The following is a 23,522-nucleotide window of genomic DNA, read 5'->3' on the forward strand; positions in this document are numbered from 1 at the left end:
CCAGGCTTACCGTTGCCCCAGCAGGTCCCGCACCAGATCGATGCATTGCAAAAAGCGCTGGTCGTAGTCCGGCGCGTCGATGCGCACAAAGGGAATATTATTCGCGTTCAGCAGGTCCTCCAGCAGCCGCTGGAAACCGTCGCGATCCACCGGATTGCCCAGGCTGCGCAACCCGTCGGCCACCCAGGGCGTATTATTCTTTAATAAAATAACCAAATCAAAACGGTACTCGTCAATCATCGCCTGAACAAAGGGGTGCTCGCGGCCATGGTAGCGTTTGCAAAACGCCTGGCTGGTAACGAAATCCGTGTCGATAAACGCCACTTTATTGGCGTATTTCACCGCGAAGTCGATATATTGCGCCTGGCCCAGGGCGATCTTGTCGTAGTCGGAATACTGCAGCGCCATTTCATCGCCGCCCAAATGGGAGAAGATGTATTCACGGCCGTACTCCCAGGCGCTGCTGGTATTAAAGATATTGGCCAGTTTATTGACCATGGTGGATTTACCGCTGGACTCGCCGCCGATTAACGCCACGGTGCGTACAAAGAACGGCTTGACCTCGGTCGGGATATATTCCCAATAACGGAACGGATCCTGGCGGATTTGCTCGCCGCTGATCGACATAAACGACCGGTTGGGGTCGACCAGTATGGTCTCGATGCCCAAATGCTCGCGGTAGCGCGACACATCCCGCGCTTCGCTTGAATAGATAAACCCCGGCGCGATGCCCTTCTCTTTCATAAAGGAGGTAATGCCGCGGCTCCAGACATCCCAGCCGTGCGGATAAGGCTCCATGCCTTGCTCGTTAAAGGCGTGGATATGGATATTCTTCTGGTATTTAAAGGTTTGCAGCAGCCAGCGCAGCCTGTCGCTGACGGTGGGCTGCTGCGACATGGCGCTGTCTTCAAATAATTTGCGATCGCGCGGCTCGTCGTAGCCGAGGATCACGTGCAGCTCGTCCACCTGGCTGCACGCCCGCTGGATCAGGTAGATATGGCCGGTATGCAGGGGATAGAACTTGCCGAAAATAACGCCGATTTTCCTTTCCCGCCGCGGAAACTCCAGCCCGAGGAAACGGTGGATGGCCTCCAGCTTCTGCGCGCTGGGGCTTTTGATTTTGGCGTTCAGCAACTGGCTGAGGTAGCCTTTGGTCATGCCGCTGGCCTCGGCGACCTGCTGTAGGGTACATCCCTGTTGTTTAATCGCACTCTTCAGGTAATCGAATGACGACATACGCCTCCCTCTGATGGCTTAAGCAAAAATCCGCATGGCGTCAGCCGGTAAACGCGCCGGTCATTCAAGCTCGGCAAGGATGTCCAGCGCGTCGGCCAGCTTTTTCACGCCAAAAATCTGCATATTGTCCTGCGCTTTTTTCGGCACATTGGCAAAGGGCACGATGGCGCGGCGAAAACCGTGCTTGGCCGCCTCCGCAATGCGCTCCTGGCCGCTGGGCACCGGGCGGATCTCGCCGGCCAGCCCCACTTCGCCAAATACCACCAAATCCCGCGGCAACGGACGATCGCGCAGGCTGGACACCATCGCCAGCATCAGCGCCAGGTCGGCGCTGGTTTCCGTCACCTTGACGCCGCCGACCACATTGACAAAGACATCCTGATCGGCCATTTGCAAGCCGCCGTGGCGATGCAGCACCGCCAGCAGGATCGCCAGCCGGTTTTGCTCCAGGCCCACCGCCACCCGGCGTGGATTGGCCAGCATGGAGTGATCCACCAGCGCCTGGATTTCCACCAGCAGGGGACGGGTGCCTTCCCAAACCACCATCACGCTGCTGCCGGGCGTCATCTCCTCGCCGCGGCTGAGAAAAATGGCCGACGGATTGCTGACTTCCCGCAATCCCTGTTCGGTCATGGCGAACACCCCCAGCTCGTTCACCGCCCCAAAGCGGTTTTTATGACTGCGCAGGGTGCGGAAACGGGAGTCCGAATCACCGTCGAGCATGATGGAACAGTCGATACAGTGTTCCAGTACCTTGGGGCCGGCCAGGGAGCCATCCTTGGTCACGTGGCCGACCATCAGGATCGCCACGCCCTGGGTTTTGGCGAACCGGGTCAGGTAGGCGGCGGTTTCCCGCACCTGCGAAACGCTGCCCGGCGACGACTGGATGTCCGCCATATGCATCACTTGGATGGAATCGATCACCATCAGGCGCGGCTTTTCCTCGGCCGCAATCAGACAGATTTGCTCGATGCTGGTTTCCGAGAGCATGTTCAGCCCGCCCGTGGGCAGCGCCAGCCGGTGCGCGCGCATGGCGACCTGCTGCAACGACTCCTCGCCGGTGACATACAGCGTTTTCATCTGTTCGGACAATTTACACAGGGTTTGCAGCAGCAGGGTGCTTTTACCGGCGCCGGGGCTGCCGCCGATCAAAATGGCGCTGCCCGGCACCACGCCGCCGCCCAGCACTCGGTCGAACTCCTTGAACCCCGTGGAAAAACGGGGCAGTTCCTCGGGACTGATATCCGCCAGCCTGCGCACCCGGCTGACGCCGGCTTCGCCGGAATAGCCGCTGAAGCGGTCGTTACGCACGGCGGCGGGGGTAGACGCCACCCGGACCTCGGTGATGGTATTCCAGGCTTCACAGGCGCTGCACTGGCCCTGCCAGCGCGGATATTCCGCCCCGCATTCATTACAGACAAATGCCCGTTTCGCCGCTTTAGCCACAATGACCTCGGAAATGAGAAAACAATGAAGACCCGCCTAGGGAACACATGGCGGCCGCCTAGCGCTCTTCATTCTTAAGATTGCCGGTCAGGATACACAGCACGCCCAGCAGATCCGCATGGCGGATAATGACCTTACTCTGCTTATTCACCTTGGGCTTGGCATGATATGCGATACCCAGGCCAGCAGATTGTAGCATCAACAGGTCATTGGCGCCGTCGCCGATGGCCACCGTCTGGTGCAGCGGGATTTCCAGCCGCTCCGCCAGGGTGGTCAGCATGCGGGCTTTATAGGCGGCATCGACGATGGGCCCCACCACCTCGCCGGTGAATTTACCGTCGCGGATGCCCAGTTCATTGGCCGCCACGGCGACCAGGTGAAACCGGTCGCGCAGGTAGTCGGCGAAATAGGTAAATCCGCCGGAAGCGATGGCTATCTGCCAGCCCAGGCTTTGCAATTTGGTCACCAGGGAGCCCAGGCCCGGCGTCAACGGTAAACTGTCCCGCACCTGGCGCAGGATATCGGCGTCGGCGCCCTTAAGGGTCGCCACGCGCTGGCGCAGGCTGGCGGCGAAATCCAGCTCGCCGCGCATGGCGCGTTCGGTAACGGCGGCGACTTCCTCGCCCGTGCCCGCCAGTTTGGCGATTTCATCAATGCATTCTATCTGGATGGCGGTGGAATCCATGTCCATGACCAGCAGTCCCGGGGCATGCAGATGCGGCGTTTTGCCAAACGGCGCGACATCCAGCTCCATCTCCGCGGCCAGCTGCGCGGCCAGCCCGGTCAGCGGACCGGCCAGCCTGACCACCTGGTAGTCTTCGACATGCCAGGCGGAGACGATAACCATCGCCGCGCCCAGGCGACGCTGGAAACGGGTAAGGGAAAATTTATCCAACGCCTTGCCGTACAGCAGCCAGCCGGTATGACCGGCCCGGTAATCCAGCGGCATGACCTCGTCGCCGCTTAATGATAACGGGAGACCCGGCCACTGTGAAATCCCGGCGGGGAGATCGCAGTACGTCAAACTAATAGGCATCAATCACTCCTGTAGTCATGGATAACCGTCATGATAAAACATCGCGCATCAAGCTATCCTATCGTCGACGCTTCTGGCAACATAAAGCGTTCAGAATAGTAAAGGAATCCCATGCTCCGGGCCAGACACTCGTTTCGTTTACACCGCACCGCCATCGTGCTTATCTGCGTGACGCTGCTGGTCTTCCTGATGCAGGGCGCGTCCTGGTTCAGCCTGAGCCATCAAATGGCCCGCTCGGCGCAGGTGGATGAGCTGGCCGGCACACTGATAGGACAGCTGGCGGGGCAACTGGCGCCGCTGATGGCCGACAGCGAGGAAAACAATGCCCCCATCCAGTCGATACTGGACACCCTTACCCAGGGCAGCCGTATCCTGGATGCCAGCGTATACAGCATGGACGGCAGCCTGATAGCCCGCGCCGGGGAGACCATCAGCGTGCGCGACCGGCTGGCTATCGAACACCAGCGCGCCGGCAGCTATTTTAACCATCAGCTGGTGCGTACCATTATCGATAAGGACGGGCCCAGCGGTTTTATCCGCCTGACCCTTGATACCCATGTGCTGGAAACCGAAGCCAAACAGGTGGATAACACCACCAACCTGCTGCGCCTGATGATTCTGCTGGCGCTGGCCATCGGTATTATCCTGGCCCGCACCCTGCTGCAAAACCGCCGCAGCCGCTGGCAGCAGTCCCCGTACCTGCTGACCGCCAGCACGCCGTTGGCGGAACGCAAAGGGGACGAAAACGACGCGCCGGCCCCGGCTGCGGCCACGCCCGATGATCCTGCGCGGACCAAAACCGACTAAGCGCGCGCATCAGGCACGCCTTGCGCCGTTGCCAACCTGCGCGTCTTGACCGGCGGAACAGCGCGTTGACGCCTTGCCGCCGGCCGCGTGGTCTTTATGCCGCGTCGCCGCGCAGCACCGACTCCAGCGCGATTTCGATCATCTCGTTAAACGTGGTCTGGCGATCCGCCGCGCTTAAGGCCTCGCCGGTACGGATATGGTCGGACACGGTGCAGATGGCCAGCGCCCTGGCGCCGAATTCCGCGGCCACGCCGTAGATACCGGCGGCTTCCATTTCCACGCCCAGGACGCCGTATTTTTCCATGACGTCGAACATCTGCGGATCGGGGGTGTAAAACAGATCCGCCGAGAACAGATTGCCGACGCGCACATTGACCCCCGCCGCCTTGGCCGCGTCCACCGCGTGGCGCAGCAGGTCATAATCGGCAATGGCCGCAAAGTCATGATCCTTAAAACGCATGCGGTTAACCTTGGAATCGGTGCAGGCGCCCATGCCGATCACCACGTCGCGCACATTGACATCGCCGCGCAGCGCGCCGCAGGACCCGACCCGGATGATCTGTTCAACCCCGAACTCGGTAATCAGCTCCTTGGTGTAAATGGAGCAGGACGGGATGCCCATGCCGTGACCCATAACTGAAATGGCCCGGCCTTTGTAGCTGCCGGTATAGCCCAGCATGCCGCGGACGTTATTGACTTCGCGCGGTTGCGTGAGAAAGTTATTGGCGATGTGCTGCGCCCGCAGCGGATCGCCGGGCATCAGGACCACATCGGCAAAATCACCTCGTTCAGCGTTAATATGCGGCGTCGCCATGTTGGTTTTCCTTATACTCAATAATAAAAAATAACGTTGTCCCGGCCCGCGCCGGGACAGGCAAAATCCTGACTACCTTCATGCATGGAGGATGGATTTACCATAATCCATGGGTGTCAGGCCAAAATAATCCGCCACCGTCTGGCCGATATCGGCGAAGGTCCGGCGGTGCCCATAGGACCCCGGCCGGATGGCGGGGCCGTAGAGTAACACCGGCACGTGCTCGCGGGTATGATCGGTGCCGCGCCAGGTGGGATCGCAGCCGTGATCGGCGGTCAGAATGATCATATCCTCGCCGGTCACCCGCGCGAGCAGTTCCGGCAGGCGGCGGTCGAACAGCTCCAGCGCCGCCGCATAGCCGGCCACGTCGCGGCGGTGGCCATAGGATGAATCAAAATCGACAAAGTTGGTAAAGACGATGGTGTTATCGCCCGCGAGTTCCATTTCACGCAAAGTAGCGTCGAACAGCGCATCCAGGCCGGTGGCCTTGATTTTTTTAGTGATGCCCACCTGGGCGTAGATATCGGCGATCTTGCCCACCGACACCACCTGCCCGCCCTTTTCTTCCACCAGCTTTTGCAATACCGTGGCGGAGGGCGGCTCCACCGCCAGATCATGGCGGTTGCCGGTGCGCTGGAAATGACCGCTTTTATCGCCGGTAAACGGCCGGGCGATCACCCGGCCGATATTGTAGCCGCCGGCGGTCAGCATCTCCCGGGCCAGCTCGCAGAGGTCGTACAAACGTTGCAGGCCGAACCGTTCTTCATGACAGGCTATCTGGAAAACCGAATCGGCGGAGGTATAGAAAATCGGCTTGCCGGTACGCATATGCTCCTCGCCCAGTTGATCCAGGATCACCGTGCCGGAAGAGTGACAGTTGCCCAGATATCCCGGCAGCCCGGCATCGGCGACCAGCCGGTCCAGCAGTTCCTGCGGGAAGCTGTTCTGGGGATCGGGAAAATAGCCCCAGTCAAACATCACCGGTACCCCGGCAATTTCCCAATGTCCGGACGGGGTATCCTTCCCTGAGGAGATTTCGCTGGCGTAGGCATAGGCGCCGATAATGTCCGCGTCGCGGTCAAGCCCCGGGGGAAAATGCCCGGTGGATTCCTCGGCGGCCTTTCCCAGTCCCAGGCGCGACAGGTTGGGCAGCCGCAGCGGTCCGCTGCGGCCCTGGTTGGCCTCGCCGCGCTGGCATCGTTCGGCAATATGGCCCAGGGTATCCGAGCCGCTGTCGCCGAATTTTTCCGCATCCGCGGCGGCGCCGATGCCGAACGAGTCGAGCACCATGATATAGGTACGTTTCATTGTCTTCTCCAACTGATTGATCCGCCCGCCGGATAAGGGCCCCGGCCCGGCGGATCAGAAAAAATCGCATGTATCCCGGCGAACGATATCGTCGCCGGAAGCGTCCCCGCGCCGTCAGTCATCCGCCGCGATACGCCGGTAAATCACCGGCAGGGCTTCAGGCGGCTGCGGCGTGAGGGTAATGGCCGCGCGCACCGTCTCCGCCGCCTGCATCCAGCCGGCTTCGCTGGCGGCGTGGATATTCGCCAGCGGCTGTCCGGGCTGCACCGCATCGCCCAGGCGCGCCATGTCGGTTAAACCGACGCTATAGTCGATGGCATCGCCGGCGCGCCGGCGCCCGCCGCCCATAGCCACCACGGCCAGGCCCAGGGCGCGGGTGTCCATGGCGCCGATAAAACCCGCTTGTTCGGCGAGCACCGGCTTGCTCAGCGTGGCTTTGGGCAAATAGTGCTCATAACGGCTGATAAAATCATGCGGACCGCCCTGTGCCGCGATCATGCGGCCAAAACGCTCCGCCGCTTCCCCGTTGTCCAGTACCTGCTGCAGCCGCGCCATCGCCAGCGGTTCGGTGGCCGCCAATCCCGACGACACCATCATTTCGCTGCACAAGGCCATGGTGACCTCATACAGTCTGGGATTACGCTGTTCGCCGGTAAGGAAGCGCACCGCCTCGCGCACTTCCAGGGCATTGCCGGCGCTGGACGCCAGGACCTGGTTCATATCGGTCAACAGCGCCGTGGTCTTGCACCCGGCGCCGTTGGCGACGCCGACGATAGCGCGCGCCAGCGCTTCGGACTGCGGGTAATCGGGCATCAACGCCCCGGATCCGACTTTCACATCCATCACCAGCGCATCCAGGCCCTCGGCCAGTTTTTTGGCCAATATCGAGGCGGTAATCAGCGCAATGGAATCCACCGTGGCCGTGATGTCGCGGACGGCGTAAAACCGTTTATCCGCCGGCGCCAGGGAGTTGGTCTGGCCGATGATCGCCACGCCGACCTGTTTTATCATCGCGCGGAACGCCTGATCGTCAGGGAAAATATTCAGCCCCGGGATCGATTCGAGCTTATCGAGCGTGCCGCCGGTATGGCCCAGTCCGCGGCCGGAAACCATCGGCACGTAGCCGCCGCAGGCGGCAATCATCGGCCCCAGCATCAGCGAGGTGACATCACCCACGCCGCCGGTCGAATGCTTATCCAGCACCGGCCCGCCCAGGGCGCTGTTCTGCCAGTTAAGCACATGGCCCGAGTCGCGCATCGCCAGCGTCAGCGCCACCCGTTCCCGAATATCCATGTCGCGGAAAAAAACGGTCATCGCCAGGGCGGCGATCTGCCCTTCCGAAACCGTATTATCGCGGACCCCATTGATGAAAAACCGAATCTCTTCTTCACTCAGCGGCTCGCCGTCGCGTTTTTTACGAATAATTTCTTGTGCCAGGAACACGGTTACCCCCTGCAAAACAAAAATGGCTATCGCCCGGAAACGGGCGGGTTTGTCATTGCCTTCTCCAATGCTCAATCAGGGGATCAATAACCGTTATCCGTGACCTGCATATCCTGGCCCAATACGGTGAGCAGGCTGGCCAGCAGGCTTGATGCGCCGAAGCGGAAATGCCGGGCGTCAGCCCACAGCGGCCCCATGATCCGGTCCGCCAGCGCCAGGTAGGCCGCCGCTTCCGCCGCGGTGCGCACGCCGCCCGCCGGTTTTACACCCACGTGCGCGCCGACGCCTTTGTCATGGATAACCGACAGCATGATTTCAACGCTTGAAAGCGTGGCATTGACCGGCACCTTGCCGGTGGAGGTTTTAATAAAATCAGCGCCGGCGTCGATGGCGATTTCGGCGGCGCGCCGGATAAGCTCCGGACGGCGCAGCTCGCCGGTTTCCAGGATCACCTTCAGCAGCACGCCGCTGTCGGCGCACAGCGCCTTGCAGCCGGCGACCAGATCAAATCCCAGTTGTTCATTGCCGGCCATCAGCGCCCGGTAGGGAAACACCACATCGACTTCATCCGCGCCGTAGGCTACCGAAGCGCGTGTTTCCGCCAGCGCAATGGCGGCATCGTCATCGCCATGGGGGAAATTGGCGACCGTGGCAATCCGAATGTCCGGCGTGCCCTGGCGCTGCAAGGCGCGTCTGGCGATGGGAATAAAGCGGGGGTAGATGCAAACAGCGGCGGTGTTGCCCGCCGGGCTTTTCGCCTGTCGGCACAGGCTGACGACGCTGTCGGCGGTATCGTCATCATTCAGGGTGGTAAGATCCATCAGACCCAACGCACGGCGGGCCGCAACGGTTAAATCAATCATAATACTCTCCAACTTTTCGGTGTGGCGACATAGCAACCGAATCTGTAAAAGGGGCGTCATGGCTATCGCGATAACGCGCCGTAACGTTGGCGAGCGGACTTGGTTCCATGAAGAAAGACCCGGAACCATGCTGATTTCCGGGCGTTAAAGATCCCTCTCACCGCATAAGCCTGAATCAAAGACGCAGGGTAAACGCATCCTGCCTTACGCGCTGGCTCTATTTTTCCACAATCGACGATAATAAGCTGCTTAAGGATTGAGATTTATGCGTGCGATCCCGATTATCAGCCGGAAAATTTTGCTATTGACAGGGCAAACCGAATAAATCCAGGGTATTGCGGTATATTATTTCGGCAATCTGCTCCGGCGGCTCCGGCCTGAGCGCGCATAACGACGCAAAGGTCACGCGCAGGCGTTCGGGACGATTGGCCTGCCCCTGAAAGCCGGACACCGGCATATCGGGCGCGTCGGTTTCCAGCAGCAAGCGGTCCAGGGGCAGCCTGGCCATTACCTGGCGTGTTTTATTGGCGCGCTCATAGGTAATGGTGCCGCCGACGCCGATATAATAACCCAATTTGGTAAACGCCACCGCCTGCTCGTAGCTGCCGGCGAACCCGTGCACCACCCCGGTGCGCGGTAAATCATGGCGCCGCAAAATCTGCGCCAGGCGATCGTGGGTGCGCCGGGAATGCAGGATCACCGGCAGATCATGGCGGCCGGCTAACTGGAGTTGGGCCGCCAATAACGCTTCCTGGCGCGGCATCATGGGCTCCGCCATATAATTGTCCAGGCCGATTTCCCCCACCGCCACCAGTCGTGGATGAGGCCGGCGCAAATGATGCGCCAGGGCCGACAGCCCGGCGTCATCATGGCGGGTGATGGCGATGGGGTGCAGGCCCAGGGCGGCATACAGCGCCTCATGGGCGTCGGCCAATGCCAGCACGGCGGCAAAGCGCTCCGCCTCCACCGCCGGCACGATAATGCGCTGCACGCCGGCCGCGGCGGCCAGGGCGAGGCTGTCGGTTTCGTGACCGCTGAAGGGGGCAAAATCAAAATGGCAATGGGTATCGATAAAGACCGGATTTATCATGGCGTATTACCTGCGCGTGCCTGGCGCACCCAAAAGGGAGGAGGAAAAGTAAATAGTAGCATCTTTAGCACGTGCGCGGAGAGGAAAGGGAACCACGGATTAACGGCTGGGAGGGTGATGCGAGGGGACCTGAAAAACGCTCCGGAGAGGTCGTCAACATGATGCGTATTGACTCCCTCTCCGGATAATAACCCTATCTATCGGTTACTGCTTAACGGACCGGGGCCCGCTGATAAGGCTACATACGGCGACGGCCGGTAAACAGGCTTATCAGGAACAGGATAATACCCACGACGAAGACGATTTTAGCCGCCCATGCCGCCGTGCCTGCCAAACCACCGAACCCTAATGCTGCCGCAATCAAGGCAATGACCAGAAAAATAATGCCCCAACGAAACATAAGCTTCTCCTTACCCAAATGATGGAAATACAATTCTCGTGTTACCGGGAAACACGGACGTTAAACGCCCCGGACCGGCTTAATACTATTGGTTTTGCCGTACACGGTATCGCCCTGCGCTGCGCACCGGCAACGCAAAGCGACATTGACCGTTGGTTCTTTAGAGATTAGTACTTAAGATCGTTTTTGACACTTTTCACGCCGTCAACTGCTTTGGCGACGCTTTCGGCGCGCGAGGCTTCACGGGCATTTTTAACGTGACCGCTCAGTTGCACGATGCCGTCGGACGTTTCCACTTTCACGTTGCGGGACGGGACGATGCTATCGGCAAGCAGCTTGGCTTTCACTTCGCTGGTAATCGCCGTGTCGCCGGCATAGGTTTTCACCGAAGCGTTGGTCGTTTCCTTCACGTGCAGCTTGTCGCTGACCGAGGTCACGCCTTCAACGGATTTGGCGGCGGTAACGGCGCGTTCAGCCTGGGTCTGGTTGGTCACAAAGCCGCTCAGGGTTACTACGCCGTTATTGGTCACCACGGAAATGTCGGTGCTGTTGATACCTTTATCGCCGACCAACGCGCTTTTCACCTTGGCGGTTACCGCGCTGTCGCCCATATAGTTTGAGGCGGTCTTCATCGTATTATCGATTTTGGCGCCGGCGCTGTTCGCCTCTGTCTTGATGGTATCGTTAGCCATCGCGGTGGAAGCCGCCAAGATGGAACCTAAAACCATAGCCGTGAGCGTTTTTGTCATCGTGATCTTATTCATTGATGTTTCCTTTTTAACTTGCCACCCGAATCAGGGTGTTTTCGCCACAAATAGCGGCCGGTCTAACTGCCTCCCGCGTTCGGCTGGGGAAGCATCCAAAAATGCAGAAATACCGCTCTCGTGATAAAGAGCAGCGTATCATACTGATTTGCACGGTTTTATTAGCTTATTTAACCGCTCCGTCAGAGACAATTTAACTATAGACTAGAAATAACAAATTGCATTGTTATCCGGGAAAAAAAGCTTAAATCCAATGATTAAGCAAGGATTTAGGAACATTCCGCACCCCGGCGCGGACATAACCATTCCGGCCGCAAGGCGCGGCGCGACAGGAAAGGCGGTGGATTCCGTCCCCACGCCGCGGCTAAAAAAGGCGGGCGCGCGGGGACGGGCGAAAAACCCGCGCCGGGAGGATCAATGCTCGCGGGTTTTGTGGAAATGGATGTCGGGATAGCGTTCCTGGGTCAGGTTGAGGTTAACCATGCTCGGAGCAATATAAGAAAGGTTATCGCCGCCGTCCAGGGCCAGGTTCAGTTCGTTCTTGCGCTTGAACTCCTCGAGTTTTTTCACATCGGCGCATTCGACCCAGCGGGCGGTGGACACATTGACCGACTCATACAGCGCCTCGACGTTGTATTCGCTTTTCAGGCGGGCCACCACCACTTCAAACTGCAACACCCCGACCGCGCCGACAATCAGGTCGTTGTTGGTCAGCGGGCGGAATACCTGAACCGCGCCCTCTTCCGACAGCTGGACTAGCCCTTTCAGCAATTGCTTTTGCTTGAGCGGGTCGCGCAGGCGGATACGGCGGAACATTTCCGGCGCGAAGTTGGGGATGCCGGTAAACTTCATGTCCTCGCCCTGGGTGAAGGTATCGCCAATCTGGATGGTGCCGTGGTTGTGCAGGCCGATGATATCGCCGGGATACGCCTCTTCGATATGCGAGCGGTCGCCGGCCATGAACGTCAGCGCATCGGCAATCACCACATCCTTGCCCGTGCGGACCTGGCGCAGCTTCATGCCGGTTTCATAGCGTCCCGACACCACGCGCATAAACGCCACGCGGTCACGGTGTTTCGGGTCCATATTCGCCTGGATCTTAAACACAAAGCCGGTAAATTTTTCTTCATCGGCGGTGACGACGCGGGTATTGGTCTTGCGCGGCATCGGCGGCGGCGCCCATTCAACCAGGCCGTCCAGCATATGATCGACGCCAAAGTTGCCCAAGGCGGTGCCGAAAAACACCGGGGTCAGCTCGCCGCGCAGGAAAGCCTGCTCTTCGAACTCGTGCGAGGCGCCCTGCACCAGCTCCAGCTCCTCGCGCAGCTGCGCCGCCAGATCCTCGCCGATGGCCGCGTCAAGATCCGGATTATGCAACCCCTTGACCGTGCGCACTTCCTGGATGGTATGGCCTTTACCGGTCTGGTAAAGATAGGTCTCATCCTTGTAGAGATGATAAACCCCTTTAAACAGCTTGCCGCAGCCAATGGGCCAGGTGATGGGCGCGCAGGCGATGCGCAGCTCGTGTTCGACCTCGTCGAGCAGTTCCGTCGGATCGCGGATATCGCGATCGACCTTGTTCATAAAGGTCAGGATCGGCGTATCGCGCAGGCGCGTCACCTCCATCAGTTTACGGGTACGATCTTCGACGCCTTTCGCGGAGTCGATAACCATCAGGCAGCAGTCCACCGCCGTCAGCGTGCGGTAAGTATCTTCGGAGAAATCTTCATGCCCCGGCGTATCGAGCAGGTTGACCAGGGCGTCCCGGTAAGGGAATTGCATCACCGAGGTGGTAATGGAAATGCCGCGCTGCTTTTCCATTTCCATCCAGTCGGATTTGGCATGATGGCTTGAGCCGCGGCCCTTTACCGTACCGGCGGTAAGAATGGCGTGCCCGAATAACAGCACTTTTTCGGTGATGGTGGTTTTACCGGCGTCGGGGTGCGAAATAATCGCAAAAGTGCGCCGAGCCGCAACTTCCGCGGCGTAAGTGGCATTCTTCATCTTCTGTTTCTCGATGGGTACATACAAATTATGGGCTGGATCGCTGGTGCTAGATTCTACATGGAGAAAGTGCGCATTGATAGTGTGCGCACTGGCGCGCGGCGGTGCGGTTCACCCCAGCGGCAGCGCCATGATGATGGCATCCTCGCGCCCGACGGCGGACGGGTAGTAATCACGGCGCACCGTGACATCGTTAAAGCCAAGGGACCGGTACAGCGCGATGGCGGGCCGGTTGGATTGCCGCACCTCCAGCCACAGCGTCAGGATATCTCGCTGTTCCAATTGGGCGATGAGATGTTCCAGCAACGATCGGCCCAGGCCGCGGCGCTGGAAATCCGGATGCACGGCAATGTTGAACAGCGTCGCCTCGTCCAGCACGGTCTGGGTGATGGCGAACGCCGCCAGGGTATCCGCCACGGTCAGCTTGAGATTCAGGTAACGCTCGCCCTGGTTGCTGGCAAAGGTTTTCGCCGTCCAGGGGAACGCGTGGCTGGCCTGCTCTATATGCCAGGCGGCGGCCAGGTCAGAGACCGTCAGCGCGGAAATCTGGTTCATGATGACAAATCTGCCGCCAAAGATCGCGCTTGGCTGCTGCGTTGCCCAGCAGTTCAGCCAGCGGCGGGGTGAAAAGGGAGACACCGGACAGGGGACGCGTCGCCTCGCGCCCGAGCCACCAGCTATGGCAGCGGGTGTCTTCCGGCAGCATCGCCACCTGTTCCGGCGTGAGCGGATACAGCTGACCGGGCGCAAGATCCAGGCTGCGCGCCACATCGCCCACCAGGGGATGGTCGATGGGCGGCAAGGGGCTGGCTATCAGCAGCAGGCGGACATCGGCGGGCAGGACGACCGCCACTTCTCCCTGCAGGGACGCGGGGCGTCGCAACGCCCATTGCGTGATGCCCAATTGCTGTAACTGCCAGTCTCGTCTCGACGCCATACTGATCCTATTCGCGGTCGTTGCATATCAATCCATCGCACATCAGGCGATAAAGTCCATCGAACATCGGACAATAAAGCACTATACTCCCCGCTCAGATTAATGAGGAGCCTTTGTCGCATGTCAGTATTAACACCAGCCAGTGAAGTCATACTCCGTCACGAGGACATTTTTTCAGATAAACGCGTACTGTTCGCCGGCGATGTGCAGGATCTCCTGCCGGCGGAACTGGACGCCCAAAACGTATGTGTCCACACCGCTTGGTATCACCACTGTCTGGCACTGCGCGATAAAATGGACGATGGGTCCGTGCAGTACGGCCTGGTCGCCGACGCGGAATTTGTCCGCGAATGCGATACTTTACTCTATTTCTGGCCGAAAAATAAGCCGGAAGCACAGTTCCAGCTCACCAACCTCCTCGCGCTGCTGCCGGTGGGCAGCGATGTCTTCGTGGTGGGGGAAAACCGCAGCGGCGTACGCAGCGCCGAGCCGTTCCTGGCGCCCTACTGTCCCCTGGTGAAAATCGACAGCGCCCGCCGCTGCGGCCTGTATCACGGCCGGCTGGAAACAGCGCCGCGCTTCGACCTCGAGTCTTACTGGAACGAATATCAGCTCAACGGGTTGACGGTGAAAACGCTGCCGGGCGTATTCAGCCGCGACGGGCTCGACAGCGGCAGCCAACTGCTGTTGTCCACCTTTGATCAGCCGCTCAGCGGCGAGGTGGCCGACATCGGCTGCGGTACCGGCGTCCTGGCCGCCGTCCTGGCGAAACGCTCGCCGGGCATCAAGCTGACCCTCGGGGATGTACACGCGCCGGCGCTGGCCGCAAGCCAGGCCACGCTCGAGGCGAACGGCCTGACCGGCAACGTGGTCGTCAGCGATGTGTATTCAGCGATGCCGGGACGTTTTGACCTGATTATTTCCAACCCGCCGTTCCACGACGGCATGCATACCAATCTGCAGGCGGCCGAAAACCTGATCCGCGGCGCGTTAACCCATTTGCGCATCGGCGGGCAGTTGCGCATCGTCGCCAATGCGTTTTTGCCCTATCCGGCCTTGCTGGATTCCATTTTCGGCAGCCATGCCGTGCTGGCGCAAAATGGCCGCTTCAAGGTTTTCCAGGCGGTCCATACCGTCTCGCGCGGCAAGGATAAAGATAAAGCCGGCAAACGCGGCTAACGGGCAACCCTCCCGCCGCCGCCGCGCGCGCCGATGCGGCGGCGGCTATTTTTTTGCGCTAAATACCCGCTTTGGTTTAAATAATTATTGACGTTGACGCTAAAACCTCTAGAATTCGCCTCCGTGGTGGCAGGGCTTATGCCTTGCCGGTGCCGGGCGATGGTGGCGGAATTGGTAGACGCGCTAGCTTCAGGTGTTAGTGTCCTTTCGGACGTGAGGGTTCAAGTCCCTCCCTTCGCACCAAATACAACCACGATGTTATTAGCATAAAAAGATGTTGCCGGATTGCACGCGATGGTGGCGGAATTGGTAGACGCGCTAGCTTCAGGTGTTAGTGTCCTTACGGACGTGAGGGTTCAAGTCCCTCCCTTCGCACCAATCGGTAACCAGAACGAAAGCACGCCGTACCCCGGTACAGGCGGCCTGTTCTGAATAAAAAGTTTTACGTGTAAGTATGAGATGAATAGCCTGCGATGGTGGCGGAATTGGTAGACGCGCTAGCTTCAGGTGTTAGTGTCCTTACGGACGTGAGGGTTCAAGTCCCTCCCTTCGCACCATATTCATGCTCGTTTTTTCACGGTAGATACCGCAGCGCCGCTGACCCTTCGTCAGTCCGTCGCGTCGGTCTGGCATGCAGCTACGCTGCGCCCCTCCAGCCTCTACGGCTTCTTTTCCCCTGTTTTCGCATCACGCTCCATCGGCGAGTGACAGCCACGTGTAAAGCTGTTAAATTATTCTATTAATTTTCTAAGCCAAACTTTCATAATAACGATACCAAATTATTAATAATCATAGTTTATTCAGAATTCTTGTCGTCTGTTATTGCCATAGTGGACAGCCGGGGCTAAAAAGTTAAGACATGATAAATACCTACAGCTATGAAGAACTCCGCAGGAGTAAGCTTCGCCTGTCGTTGCTATTGTTTTTGCTGCTTAATATCGCTTTTTCGGTTTTTTATGTCGCCACCGCCCTGAATAATACCCATTCTCCCACGCCGCCATCCATACTGGTGGCGATCGTTTGTGTAATTACTTTAATGATGAGTAATTACAAAATGAGAAATTATGCTCATCAACTGAATGTTTTTGCAATTATTATTGGCTTACTCTGGGCCTGGCATATCGCCGTGCGCTATAACCAGCTTCAGCCCGCTGAGAATAATTTCCTGCTCTTCAGCCTGATGATGGTATTTTTCATCAGCGCTATTTCGCTGGCCGATTATTTCGTGGCGTTTTGCCTGCACAGCCTGCCGCCGGCGCTGATGGTTATCGTGCTGGATCAGTTCAACCATATCCTGGTCTTGCTGTTCACCATTGCGCTGCCGCTGATAAGCTTTACGCTGCACAGCCTGATGCAAAAACGCAGCGAAGCCTTTACGGCGGAACTGGTCAACCGGCTCAGCGAAGAACGGGAAAAATTCAGCGATCTCAGCATGATAGATCCCCTTACCGGCCTGTTTAACCGCCGGGGCCTGCAAAACAAGCTCAGCAACCTGACGGGCAACGTCCCCACCAGCCATTATATTCTGCTGCTGGATATCGACCATTTCAAAGCCTACAACGACAATTACGGCCACACCATGGGCGACAAGGCCTTGGTCGCCGTAGCGGTGGCTATTCGCGATGCGGTGCGCTCCCGGGACATCGTGGTGCGCTACGGCGGCGAGGAGTTCCTGATACTGCTGATAGACGTCGATGACGGATATGCCCTGACCTGTGCTGAAAATGTCAGGCAGGCCGTGCTGGATTTAAAAATCCCGCATTTATTTAACGATCAGGTTTCCACCACCGTGACCCTTAGCGCCGGAATTGCCATTATGGCCGACAGCGATATAGAAGCTTCGCTTACCGCTGCCGATGGCGCCCTATATTTGGCAAAAAAACGCGGCAGGAATTCGGTCGAAATCGCCCCGTTAAATTCTTTTAGGCAAAATACCCAAACGGCTGAATCCTGATATGAATGCCCGGGCCGCGTTCAATGCCGCGGCCCGCCATTATTTATAAGGCCGCCGGGAGAGACATTTATATTTCAGCAAAATATCCCTCAGTATTATCTTAATAATCCGCACCCGCGCCTACCCCAATATCCCGCCGTCAATTAACGCTAACCGATTATATTATATACAGTTAATAAACAAACTTGCTGACGGGCCAATCCGGCACTAGGCTTAGGACAGTTCATTATTCATCTGACGGAGGACAGGATGAGCAAAAAAATCGCAGTCTTAATTACTGATGAATTTGAAGATGCGGAGTTTACCTCGCCGGCCCAGACCTATCAGCAGGCCGGACACCAGGTCATCACCATCGATAAAAAAGCGGGCCAAACCGTCACCGGCAAGCGCGGCGAGGCCAAGGTGACCATTGATAAGTCCATCGACGAGGTCAATGTGGACCAATTCGACGCCCTGTTGTTGCCCGGCGGCCACTCGCCTGATTCCTTGCGCGGCGACGACCGTTTTGTTGATTTCACGCGGGCCTTCGCGCAAAGCGGCAAACCGATTTTCGCCATTTGCCATGGCCCGCAGTTGCTGATAAGCGCCGATGCGGTACGCGGCAAAAAAATGACCACGGTAAAAGCGGTGGCGGTGGATTTAAAAAATGCCGGCGCCGACTTTTTTGATAAAGAAGTGGTCATTGATAACGATACCCTGGTAACCAGCCGCACACCGGATGATTTACCGGCGTTTAACCGGGAATCGCTGCGTATTCTCAATAAGAAATAACCCAGGGCATCCGCCCGGGGTCTCAGGCCTGGCGACTGGCCAGGCCTGTATCAGCTTCATCGTCTTCGCGCTTCCAGCTCAGCTTGGTGCCGAACCCCAGCTTATTGTTGGTCAGCTTAATTTCATCCAGACGCAAACGCCATATGGGCGAGGTCGCGAGCTTGGCCAGCGGGAAGCGCGCGGTATACTGCTTGCGCGCCGTCTGGGCCGCGTCGCCGGTGATCTGATTAACCTCGCCGCTATACTGTATGCCCTTGATAAGACTGATGGTAACGGTCTGATCGCTGATGGTGCCGGCGACATGTTGATTCTCCGCCAGCAGGATGCCGTGGCGGGTGGTATGATCCGTTAACATATATAACGACAGATCGGGTTCGTTCAGCACATAGAAGCAATTGGCGCACCATAAGGTCTGCGCGTCGCCGGTGCAAAGCGTTAAAACATGCTGCTTTTTCAGGTAAGCTACGATGGCTTTCAGGGGGTCGTCCGTTCGCACGATAATCTCTTATCCTTTATAAGGTTATAACCAGCATATCGCCACGCGTTCTTACATGTCCAATTAATTATGCGCAACTTTTGCAAACCTTGCACAGCGTATTAAGGGCTTAATATCGTCCTTTACGCCTGACGGTTAAAGTAGGTACCATCATAGCTGTTTCTGGAAATATTACCCATGGACTCTTTGCCCAAGAGGCCATTTCCCACTAGATTTCGTTTGGCTGCTTAAGGCGCAATTCCATGACCCCTTGCTGGCATATTTACCTGATTCGCACCGCCGGCGGCGCCCTCTATACCGGCGTGACCACCGATGTGGCCCGGCGGCTGGCGCAGCACCAACGCGGCAGCGGCGCCAAGGCCCTGCGCGGCAAAGGTCCGTTGCTTCTGGTTTACCACTGCCCGGCCGGCGATCGGGGGGGGGCATTGCGATGGGAGTATCGCATCAAGCAGCTGACGCGGGCGCAAAAGGAGCGGCTGGTCGCGAGCCAGGCTTCAACGCTTGAGGCGATCTGGCCGAGCCTGCAGCCGCAACGGCGTACCGGCGACTATCCGGGAAATAGCGGGCAGCCGGCCGTCAAAGCGCCAGCTGATTAAACGGCTCGGCGTATTCCACCCGGCCGCTGACGCCCTCCAGCGCATCCTCCGCCAGGGTAAACAGCTGGAAGGCGGCTTCCGCGCCGGGCCAGCGGCAATGCAGCTGTGAACGCGCGGCGGGAATGAAACCGAAGCGCGAATAATAGTCGGGCGCGCCCAGGACCACCACGGCGCGATAACCGAACTCGTTAAGGGTGTCCAGCCCCTCATAGATCAGCTGCCGGGCGATGCCCTGGCGGCGGAAAGCGGCCTCCACCGCCAGCGGCGCCAGGCCGACCCACTGGCAATCCTCGCCGCCAATCCACACCGGGCTGAACGCCGCGTAGCCGATAACCCCGCCTTCGTCGTCCGTGGCCACGATACCCAGGGTCAGCAGCCCATCCTCACGCAGGCGATGGACCAGCTCCGCCTCGGCGTCGCGCCCGAAGGCCCGCCGCAGCAGGCTGTCGATTCCCGGCGCATCCACCGGTATTTCCACGCGTATCAGCACGGCTGGGATGCGTGGATGCCCTCGGCATCCACGCCCTCCTGCAAGCCGGCCTGAATAAAGGCGGCAATCTGCATCAGCGCCGCGCGCAGCAAGGGCGGCATGGTGGCCAGATCAATCGAATCCATGAGATTTTTCACGTACAGGCCAAGCTCGGTATCGCCTTCGATGCGCAGCCGGCGCTGGAAAAACAACGTGTCGGGGTCCTCCTTACGGGCGGCGATAAGGATCAGATCGTTGGCATTGCCGCTGAAGCTGACATCGGCCCGCGCCTGGCGGCTGACCTTCAGTTGCTCATTTTCGACGGTCATATACCATACCAGCGCGATATCCTCGACCTCGATCCTAAGCCAGCGCCCCTCCAGAAAAGCCAGTTCACCCTCGGCCAGCGCTGCGCGAAACTGCCAGCGCAGCGCCTGTTCCAACACCTGACGCTGCAACGCGAACGGCGTCAGTGTGATCGGCAAGCGCAACAGCGACGGCCCCCGGCGCACCAAGTGTGCTCGTAGTTTTTCCAACACTGTTTCTACTCCTCTAAACGAATCTGCGCCTATTTTGCCACAGTGGTTAAAACCAGTCGGGGTCTACATCAATTATTCATAAAGAAAGATTGCTTATTTAAGCATAGCCGTCGCAGCTTTAAATGCTGTCATTACGCCATAAGCTGCCTCAAATCAATCTTTCCCGCGCCAACCTTATTTAGAATTGCCATAACGACTATGCATCATTTGCTGCTAAAACAACCCGTTGGCTAATGATCCTTTACGGCATGACACGCTCTGCGCCCATGCCAACACACTATTCGGGAGCTTTATGGAGCTGCTCTGTCCCGCCGGGAACCTTCCGGCCCTCAAGGCTGCCGTCGATAACGGCGCCGACGCGGTGTATATCGGCCTGAAGGACGATACCAACGCCCGCCATTTCGCCGGCCTGAATTTTACCGACAAACGTCTGCAGGAAGCGCAGGAGTACGTGCATCGCCACGGACGAAAACTGCATATCGCCATTAATACATTTGCCCACCCTGACGGTTACGCGCGCTGGCAACGCGCCGTGGATATGGCGGCCCAGGCGGGGGCGGACGCGCTGATCCTGGCGGATCCCGCCATGCTGGAATACGCCGCCGCGCGTTATCCGCAGATTGAACGCCATGTCTCGGTGCAGGCGTCCGCCACCAACGAGGCGGCCATCCGCTTCTACCAACAGCATTTTGACGTGGCGCGGGTGGTGCTGCCGCGCGTGCTGTCGATGCATCAGGTGAAACAGCTGGCGCTTATCAGCCCGGTACCGCTGGAAGTGTTCGCCTTCGGCAGCCTGTGCATCATGGCGGAGGGGCGCTGCTATCTCTCCTCCTACCTGACGGGCGAATCGCCCAATACCGTCGGCGCCTGTTCACCGGCGCGTTTCGTGCGCTGGACGCAAACCGGCTCCGCCATGGAATCGCGTCTGAACAACGTCCTTATCGACAGCTACGGCCCGGACGAAAACGCCGGCTACCCGACGTTGTGCAAAGGCCGCTATTACGTGGACGGACAGAAGTATCATACGCTGGAGGAGCCGACCAGCCTCAATACGCTGTCTTTGCTTCCCGAACTGCTGGCGGCCAATATCGCCTCGGTGAAAATCGAAGGACGGCAGCGCAGCCCCGCTTACGTCAGCCAGGTGACCAAGGTCTGGCGCCAGGCTATCGACAGCTGTATCGCCAATCCCCAGGATTTTGCGCCGCTGCCCGCATGGACCGAGGCGCTGGGCGCGGTGTCCGAAGGAACGCAAACCACGCTTGGCGCCTATCATCGCCGCTGGCAGTAACAGGAGACCCGACATGAAATATGCATTGGGGCCGGTACTCTATTACTGGCCGAAAACGGATATCAAAGCCTTTTACCAGGCGGCGTGCGACAGCAGCGCCGATATCATTTATCTGGGCGAGACCATTTGCAGTAAACGCCGCGCCATGAAAACCGGCGATTGGCTGTCGCTTGCCAAAGCGGTGGCGTCCGCCGGCAAGCAGGTGGTGATTTCCACGCTGGCGCTGATTCAGGCGCCATCGGAATTAAGCGAGCTGAAACGTTATCTGGACAACGGCGAGTTTCTGCTGGAGGCGAACGATATCGGCCTGGCGCACCTCGCGGCGGAACACCGGCTGCCGTTTGTCGCCGGTCCCGCCTTGAATTGCTATAACGCCTATACCCTGCGCATCCTGCACCGCCAGGGCATGGTGCGCTGGTGTATGCCGGTGGAGCTGTCCAGGGAATGGCTGGGCAATATTCTGGCGCAATGCGACGAGCTCGGTTTTCGCGGCAGGTTTGAAGTGGAACTGTTCAGCTACGGCCACCTTCCCCTGGCCTATTCCGCCCGCTGTTTTACCGCGCGTTCGGAAAACCGGCCGAAAGACGAATGTGAAACCTGCTGCATTAAGTATCCGCAGGGGCGCGAGGTCTTGTCGCAGGAACAGCAGCGGGTATTCGTCCTCAACGGCATCCAGACCCAAAGCGGCTATTGCTATAACCTGATTAACGAACAGACCTCCATGCAAGGTATGGTGGATGTGGTACGGCTGTCGCCGCAGGGAATGGATACCCTCGCCATGCTGGAGCGTTTTAGGGCCAACCAGCAGGGACAGCAGCCCCTGGCGCTGGCGCGCGACAGGGACTGCAACGGCTACTGGCGGCGTATCGCCGGGCTGGAACTGGTGGAGTAGCGGGCGTCCCCAAGGCGTGCGCCGCGGATTCGGCGGTCGATAACCCTACAAATATTAGTAGTATCGGAAAGCGGAAAATTGGGTAATACTCATAGTTATCATTAGCCCGCAAAGCTATGGGCGACGACTGACTGTGAGTTTACTTATGATTAAACAACAACCTATCGCTTTTTCGCTGCTCGACCTGGCGCCGGTACCCCAGGGCTCCACGCCCCGGCAGGCGTTTGAATGCTCGCTTGATCTCGCCCGCCACGCCGAGGCCTGGGGCTATCATCGTTACTGGGCGGCCGAGCACCACAATATGACCGGTATCGCCAGTGCCGCCACCGCGGTGCTGCTGGGCTATATCGCCGGCGGCACCACCACGCTGCGGGTAGGCTCCGGCGGCGTGATGCTGCCGAACCATTCGCCGCTGGTGATTGCCGAACAGTTCGGCACGCTGGCAACCCTTTACCCCAAACGTATCGATCTGGGCCTGGGACGCGCCCCGGGCACCGATCAGCGTACCATGATTGCCCTGCGCCGCCATTTGGCCGGCGAGGTGGATAATTTCCCGCGCGACGTGCAGGAGCTGTTGGGCTATTTCGACGACGCGAAGCCGGGCCAGCCGGTGCAGGCCGTGCCGGGACAGGGATTGCATGTGCCAATCTGGCTGCTGGGCTCCAGTCTGTACAGCGCCCAGCTGGCGGCGGCATTGGGGCTGCCGTTTGCCTTCGCCTCGCATTTCGCGCCGGACCTGTTGTGGCAGGCATTGGATCTCTACCGCCGGAATTTCAAACCGTCCGCCTCCCTCGAACAGCCTTACGCCATGGTGTGTATCAATGTGGTGGCCGCCGACAGCGAACGCGACGCGCGTTTCCTGTTTACCTCCATGCAGCAGCAGTTCATTAACCTGCGCCGCGGCCGGCCCGGCCCGCTGCCGGCGCCGGTGCAGGACCTCGACGCGTTATGGTCGCAAGGCGAGCAATATGGCGTGGAACAGGCGCTGCGCATGTCGGTGGTGGGCGATCGCGATCAGGTGCGCGCCGGGCTGCAGGCGATTATCGATAAAACCGGCGCGGATGAGCTGATGATCAACGGCCAGATTTTTGATCACCAGGCCCGGCTGCGTTCGTTTGAGCTGGCGATGGCGGCGCGGTCGGCACTGACGGCGTAATCGCTTGTTAAATCCCACCTGACCCTGTCCCCCG

The 23,522-nt window shown here is 58.9% G+C and carries 24 protein-coding genes and 3 tRNA genes; 11 read left to right on the forward strand and 16 right to left on the reverse strand.

The annotated features are described in order from the left end of the window. Positions 1–6 precede the first annotated feature (6 nt). From nadR to serB, 3 genes are read right to left on the reverse strand one after another with little or no spacing between them, the layout of a single operon-like run. The gene (nadR, locus tag ACL2XG_RS11800; protein WP_410016483.1) at positions 7–1,236 is read right to left on the reverse strand and encodes a multifunctional transcriptional regulator/nicotinamide-nucleotide adenylyltransferase/ribosylnicotinamide kinase NadR; all 1,230 of its coding nucleotides are present in this window, start codon (positions 1,234–1,236) and stop codon (positions 7–9) included. A 60-nt stretch (positions 1,237–1,296) separates the two neighbouring features. Further along, positions 1,297–2,682, reverse strand: coding sequence for a DNA repair protein RadA (radA, locus tag ACL2XG_RS11805; RefSeq protein WP_410016484.1), 1,386 nt, complete (start codon positions 2,680–2,682; stop codon positions 1,297–1,299). A gap of 58 nt (positions 2,683–2,740) precedes the next feature. Further along, positions 2,741–3,718 carry a phosphoserine phosphatase gene (gene serB, locus ACL2XG_RS11810; RefSeq protein ID WP_413722104.1) on the reverse strand — a complete coding sequence of 326 codons (978 nt, stop codon included), beginning with the start codon at positions 3,716–3,718 and terminating at the stop codon, positions 2,741–2,743. A 111-nt stretch (positions 3,719–3,829) separates the two neighbouring features. Between serB and ACL2XG_RS11815 the strand changes: the two genes are divergently transcribed. Then, positions 3,830–4,525, forward strand: a complete 696-nt coding sequence (locus ACL2XG_RS11815) for a YtjB family periplasmic protein (protein WP_410016486.1) — start codon at positions 3,830–3,832, stop codon at positions 4,523–4,525. Between the two features lie 94 nt (positions 4,526–4,619). On the opposite strand, the gene deoD is transcribed toward ACL2XG_RS11815, so the two are convergent. The 10 genes from deoD to ACL2XG_RS11865 form a co-directional block, all read right to left on the reverse strand. Then, a complete protein-coding gene (deoD, locus tag ACL2XG_RS11820; RefSeq protein WP_413722103.1) occupies positions 4,620–5,339 on the reverse strand; it encodes a purine-nucleoside phosphorylase in 720 nt (239 codons plus the stop codon). 78 nt (positions 5,340–5,417) lie between these two features. Continuing rightward, positions 5,418–6,647: a phosphopentomutase gene (deoB, locus tag ACL2XG_RS11825; RefSeq protein WP_413722102.1), complete on the reverse strand. Its 1,230-nt coding sequence runs from the start codon at positions 6,645–6,647 to the stop codon at positions 5,418–5,420. Positions 6,648–6,761: 114 nt separating this feature from the next. Beyond that, positions 6,762–8,090, reverse strand: a complete 1,329-nt coding sequence (gene deoA, locus ACL2XG_RS11830) for a thymidine phosphorylase (RefSeq protein ID WP_410016630.1) — start codon at positions 8,088–8,090, stop codon at positions 6,762–6,764. Positions 8,091–8,173: 83 nt separating this feature from the next. Further along, positions 8,174–8,953, reverse strand: coding sequence for a deoxyribose-phosphate aldolase (gene deoC / locus ACL2XG_RS11835; protein WP_413722101.1), 780 nt, complete (start codon positions 8,951–8,953; stop codon positions 8,174–8,176). A gap of 301 nt (positions 8,954–9,254) precedes the next feature. Then, entirely contained in the window at positions 9,255–10,043 is a 789-nt protein-coding gene (locus tag ACL2XG_RS11840) for a TatD family hydrolase (RefSeq protein ID WP_410016490.1), read from the reverse strand. Between the two features lie 238 nt (positions 10,044–10,281). After that, positions 10,282–10,443 (reverse strand): DUF1328 domain-containing protein, encoded by a 162-nt coding sequence (locus ACL2XG_RS11845; RefSeq protein ID WP_162364050.1) that lies wholly within the window; start codon positions 10,441–10,443, stop codon positions 10,282–10,284. A gap of 167 nt (positions 10,444–10,610) precedes the next feature. Continuing rightward, the gene (gene osmY / locus ACL2XG_RS11850; RefSeq protein WP_413722100.1) at positions 10,611–11,207 is read right to left on the reverse strand and encodes a molecular chaperone OsmY; all 597 of its coding nucleotides are present in this window, start codon (positions 11,205–11,207) and stop codon (positions 10,611–10,613) included. 414 nt (positions 11,208–11,621) lie between these two features. Then, positions 11,622–13,211, reverse strand: coding sequence for a peptide chain release factor 3 (prfC, locus tag ACL2XG_RS11855; protein ID WP_410016492.1), 1,590 nt, complete (start codon positions 13,209–13,211; stop codon positions 11,622–11,624). A 111-nt stretch (positions 13,212–13,322) separates the two neighbouring features. Beyond that, positions 13,323–13,766 carry a ribosomal protein S18-alanine N-acetyltransferase gene (gene rimI / locus ACL2XG_RS11860; RefSeq protein WP_410016493.1) on the reverse strand — a complete coding sequence of 148 codons (444 nt, stop codon included), beginning with the start codon at positions 13,764–13,766 and terminating at the stop codon, positions 13,323–13,325. Then, positions 13,735–14,148 (reverse strand): DNA polymerase III subunit psi, encoded by a 414-nt coding sequence (locus tag ACL2XG_RS11865; protein ID WP_410016494.1) that lies wholly within the window; start codon positions 14,146–14,148, stop codon positions 13,735–13,737. Before ACL2XG_RS11865 ends, rimI begins: the two co-directional genes overlap by 32 nt. Positions 14,149–14,268: 120 nt before the next feature. On the opposite strand from ACL2XG_RS11865, the gene rsmC reads away from it, so the two are divergent. The 6 genes from rsmC (at position 14,269) to ACL2XG_RS11895 (ending at position 18,052) form a co-directional block, all read left to right on the forward strand. After that, the gene (rsmC, locus tag ACL2XG_RS11870) at positions 14,269–15,327 is read left to right on the forward strand and encodes a 16S rRNA (guanine(1207)-N(2))-methyltransferase RsmC (RefSeq protein ID WP_410016495.1); all 1,059 of its coding nucleotides are present in this window, start codon (positions 14,269–14,271) and stop codon (positions 15,325–15,327) included. A 156-nt stretch (positions 15,328–15,483) separates the two neighbouring features. Continuing rightward, a tRNA-Leu gene (locus ACL2XG_RS11875) sits at positions 15,484–15,570 on the forward strand. 48 nt (positions 15,571–15,618) lie between these two features. After that, a tRNA-Leu gene (locus tag ACL2XG_RS11880) sits at positions 15,619–15,705 on the forward strand. Positions 15,706–15,797: 92 nt separating this feature from the next. After that, positions 15,798–15,884, forward strand: a tRNA-Leu gene (locus ACL2XG_RS11885). Between the two features lie 302 nt (positions 15,885–16,186). After that, complete coding sequence (locus ACL2XG_RS11890; protein WP_413722099.1) at positions 16,187–17,281, forward strand: GGDEF domain-containing protein; 1,095 nt, start codon at positions 16,187–16,189, stop codon at positions 17,279–17,281. A gap of 249 nt (positions 17,282–17,530) precedes the next feature. Then, positions 17,531–18,052 carry a type 1 glutamine amidotransferase domain-containing protein gene (locus ACL2XG_RS11895; RefSeq protein ID WP_410016497.1) on the forward strand — a complete coding sequence of 174 codons (522 nt, stop codon included), beginning with the start codon at positions 17,531–17,533 and terminating at the stop codon, positions 18,050–18,052. A 22-nt stretch (positions 18,053–18,074) separates the two neighbouring features. Here the strand turns inward: ACL2XG_RS11895 and ACL2XG_RS11900 are convergent, their stop codons facing one another. After that, entirely contained in the window at positions 18,075–18,548 is a 474-nt protein-coding gene (locus tag ACL2XG_RS11900) for a YhbP family protein (RefSeq protein WP_410016498.1), read from the reverse strand. A 242-nt stretch (positions 18,549–18,790) separates the two neighbouring features. On the opposite strand from ACL2XG_RS11900, the gene ACL2XG_RS11905 reads away from it, so the two are divergent. Then, positions 18,791–19,144 (forward strand): GIY-YIG nuclease family protein, encoded by a 354-nt coding sequence (locus tag ACL2XG_RS11905; protein ID WP_410016499.1) that lies wholly within the window; start codon positions 18,791–18,793, stop codon positions 19,142–19,144. Here ACL2XG_RS11905 and ACL2XG_RS11910 read toward each other — a convergent pair. Both ACL2XG_RS11910 and ubiT read right to left on the reverse strand, forming a co-directional pair. After that, positions 19,125–19,634 (reverse strand): GNAT family N-acetyltransferase, encoded by a 510-nt coding sequence (locus ACL2XG_RS11910; RefSeq protein WP_410016500.1) that lies wholly within the window; start codon positions 19,632–19,634, stop codon positions 19,125–19,127. The genes ACL2XG_RS11905 and ACL2XG_RS11910 overlap by 20 nt on opposite strands. Further along, complete coding sequence (ubiT, locus tag ACL2XG_RS11915) at positions 19,628–20,152, reverse strand: ubiquinone anaerobic biosynthesis accessory factor UbiT (protein WP_413722098.1); 525 nt, start codon at positions 20,150–20,152, stop codon at positions 19,628–19,630. The genes ACL2XG_RS11910 and ubiT overlap by 7 nt, the downstream gene beginning before the upstream one ends. A gap of 292 nt (positions 20,153–20,444) precedes the next feature. Between ubiT and ubiU the strand changes: the two genes are divergently transcribed. From ubiU to ACL2XG_RS11930, 3 genes are all read left to right on the forward strand, one after another. Continuing rightward, complete coding sequence (ubiU, locus tag ACL2XG_RS11920; RefSeq protein WP_410016502.1) at positions 20,445–21,440, forward strand: ubiquinone anaerobic biosynthesis protein UbiU; 996 nt, start codon at positions 20,445–20,447, stop codon at positions 21,438–21,440. A 13-nt stretch (positions 21,441–21,453) separates the two neighbouring features. Further along, entirely contained in the window at positions 21,454–22,332 is an 879-nt protein-coding gene (locus tag ACL2XG_RS11925; protein ID WP_413722097.1) for a U32 family peptidase, read from the forward strand. A 145-nt stretch (positions 22,333–22,477) separates the two neighbouring features. After that, the gene (locus tag ACL2XG_RS11930; protein ID WP_413722096.1) at positions 22,478–23,488 is read left to right on the forward strand and encodes a luciferase-like monooxygenase; all 1,011 of its coding nucleotides are present in this window, start codon (positions 22,478–22,480) and stop codon (positions 23,486–23,488) included. Positions 23,489–23,522: the final 34 nt, after the last annotated feature.

It is taken from the genome of Sodalis sp. RH24, from assembly GCF_047324145.1.
In the GTDB taxonomy this organism is placed as follows: domain Bacteria; phylum Pseudomonadota; class Gammaproteobacteria; order Enterobacterales; family Enterobacteriaceae; genus Acerihabitans.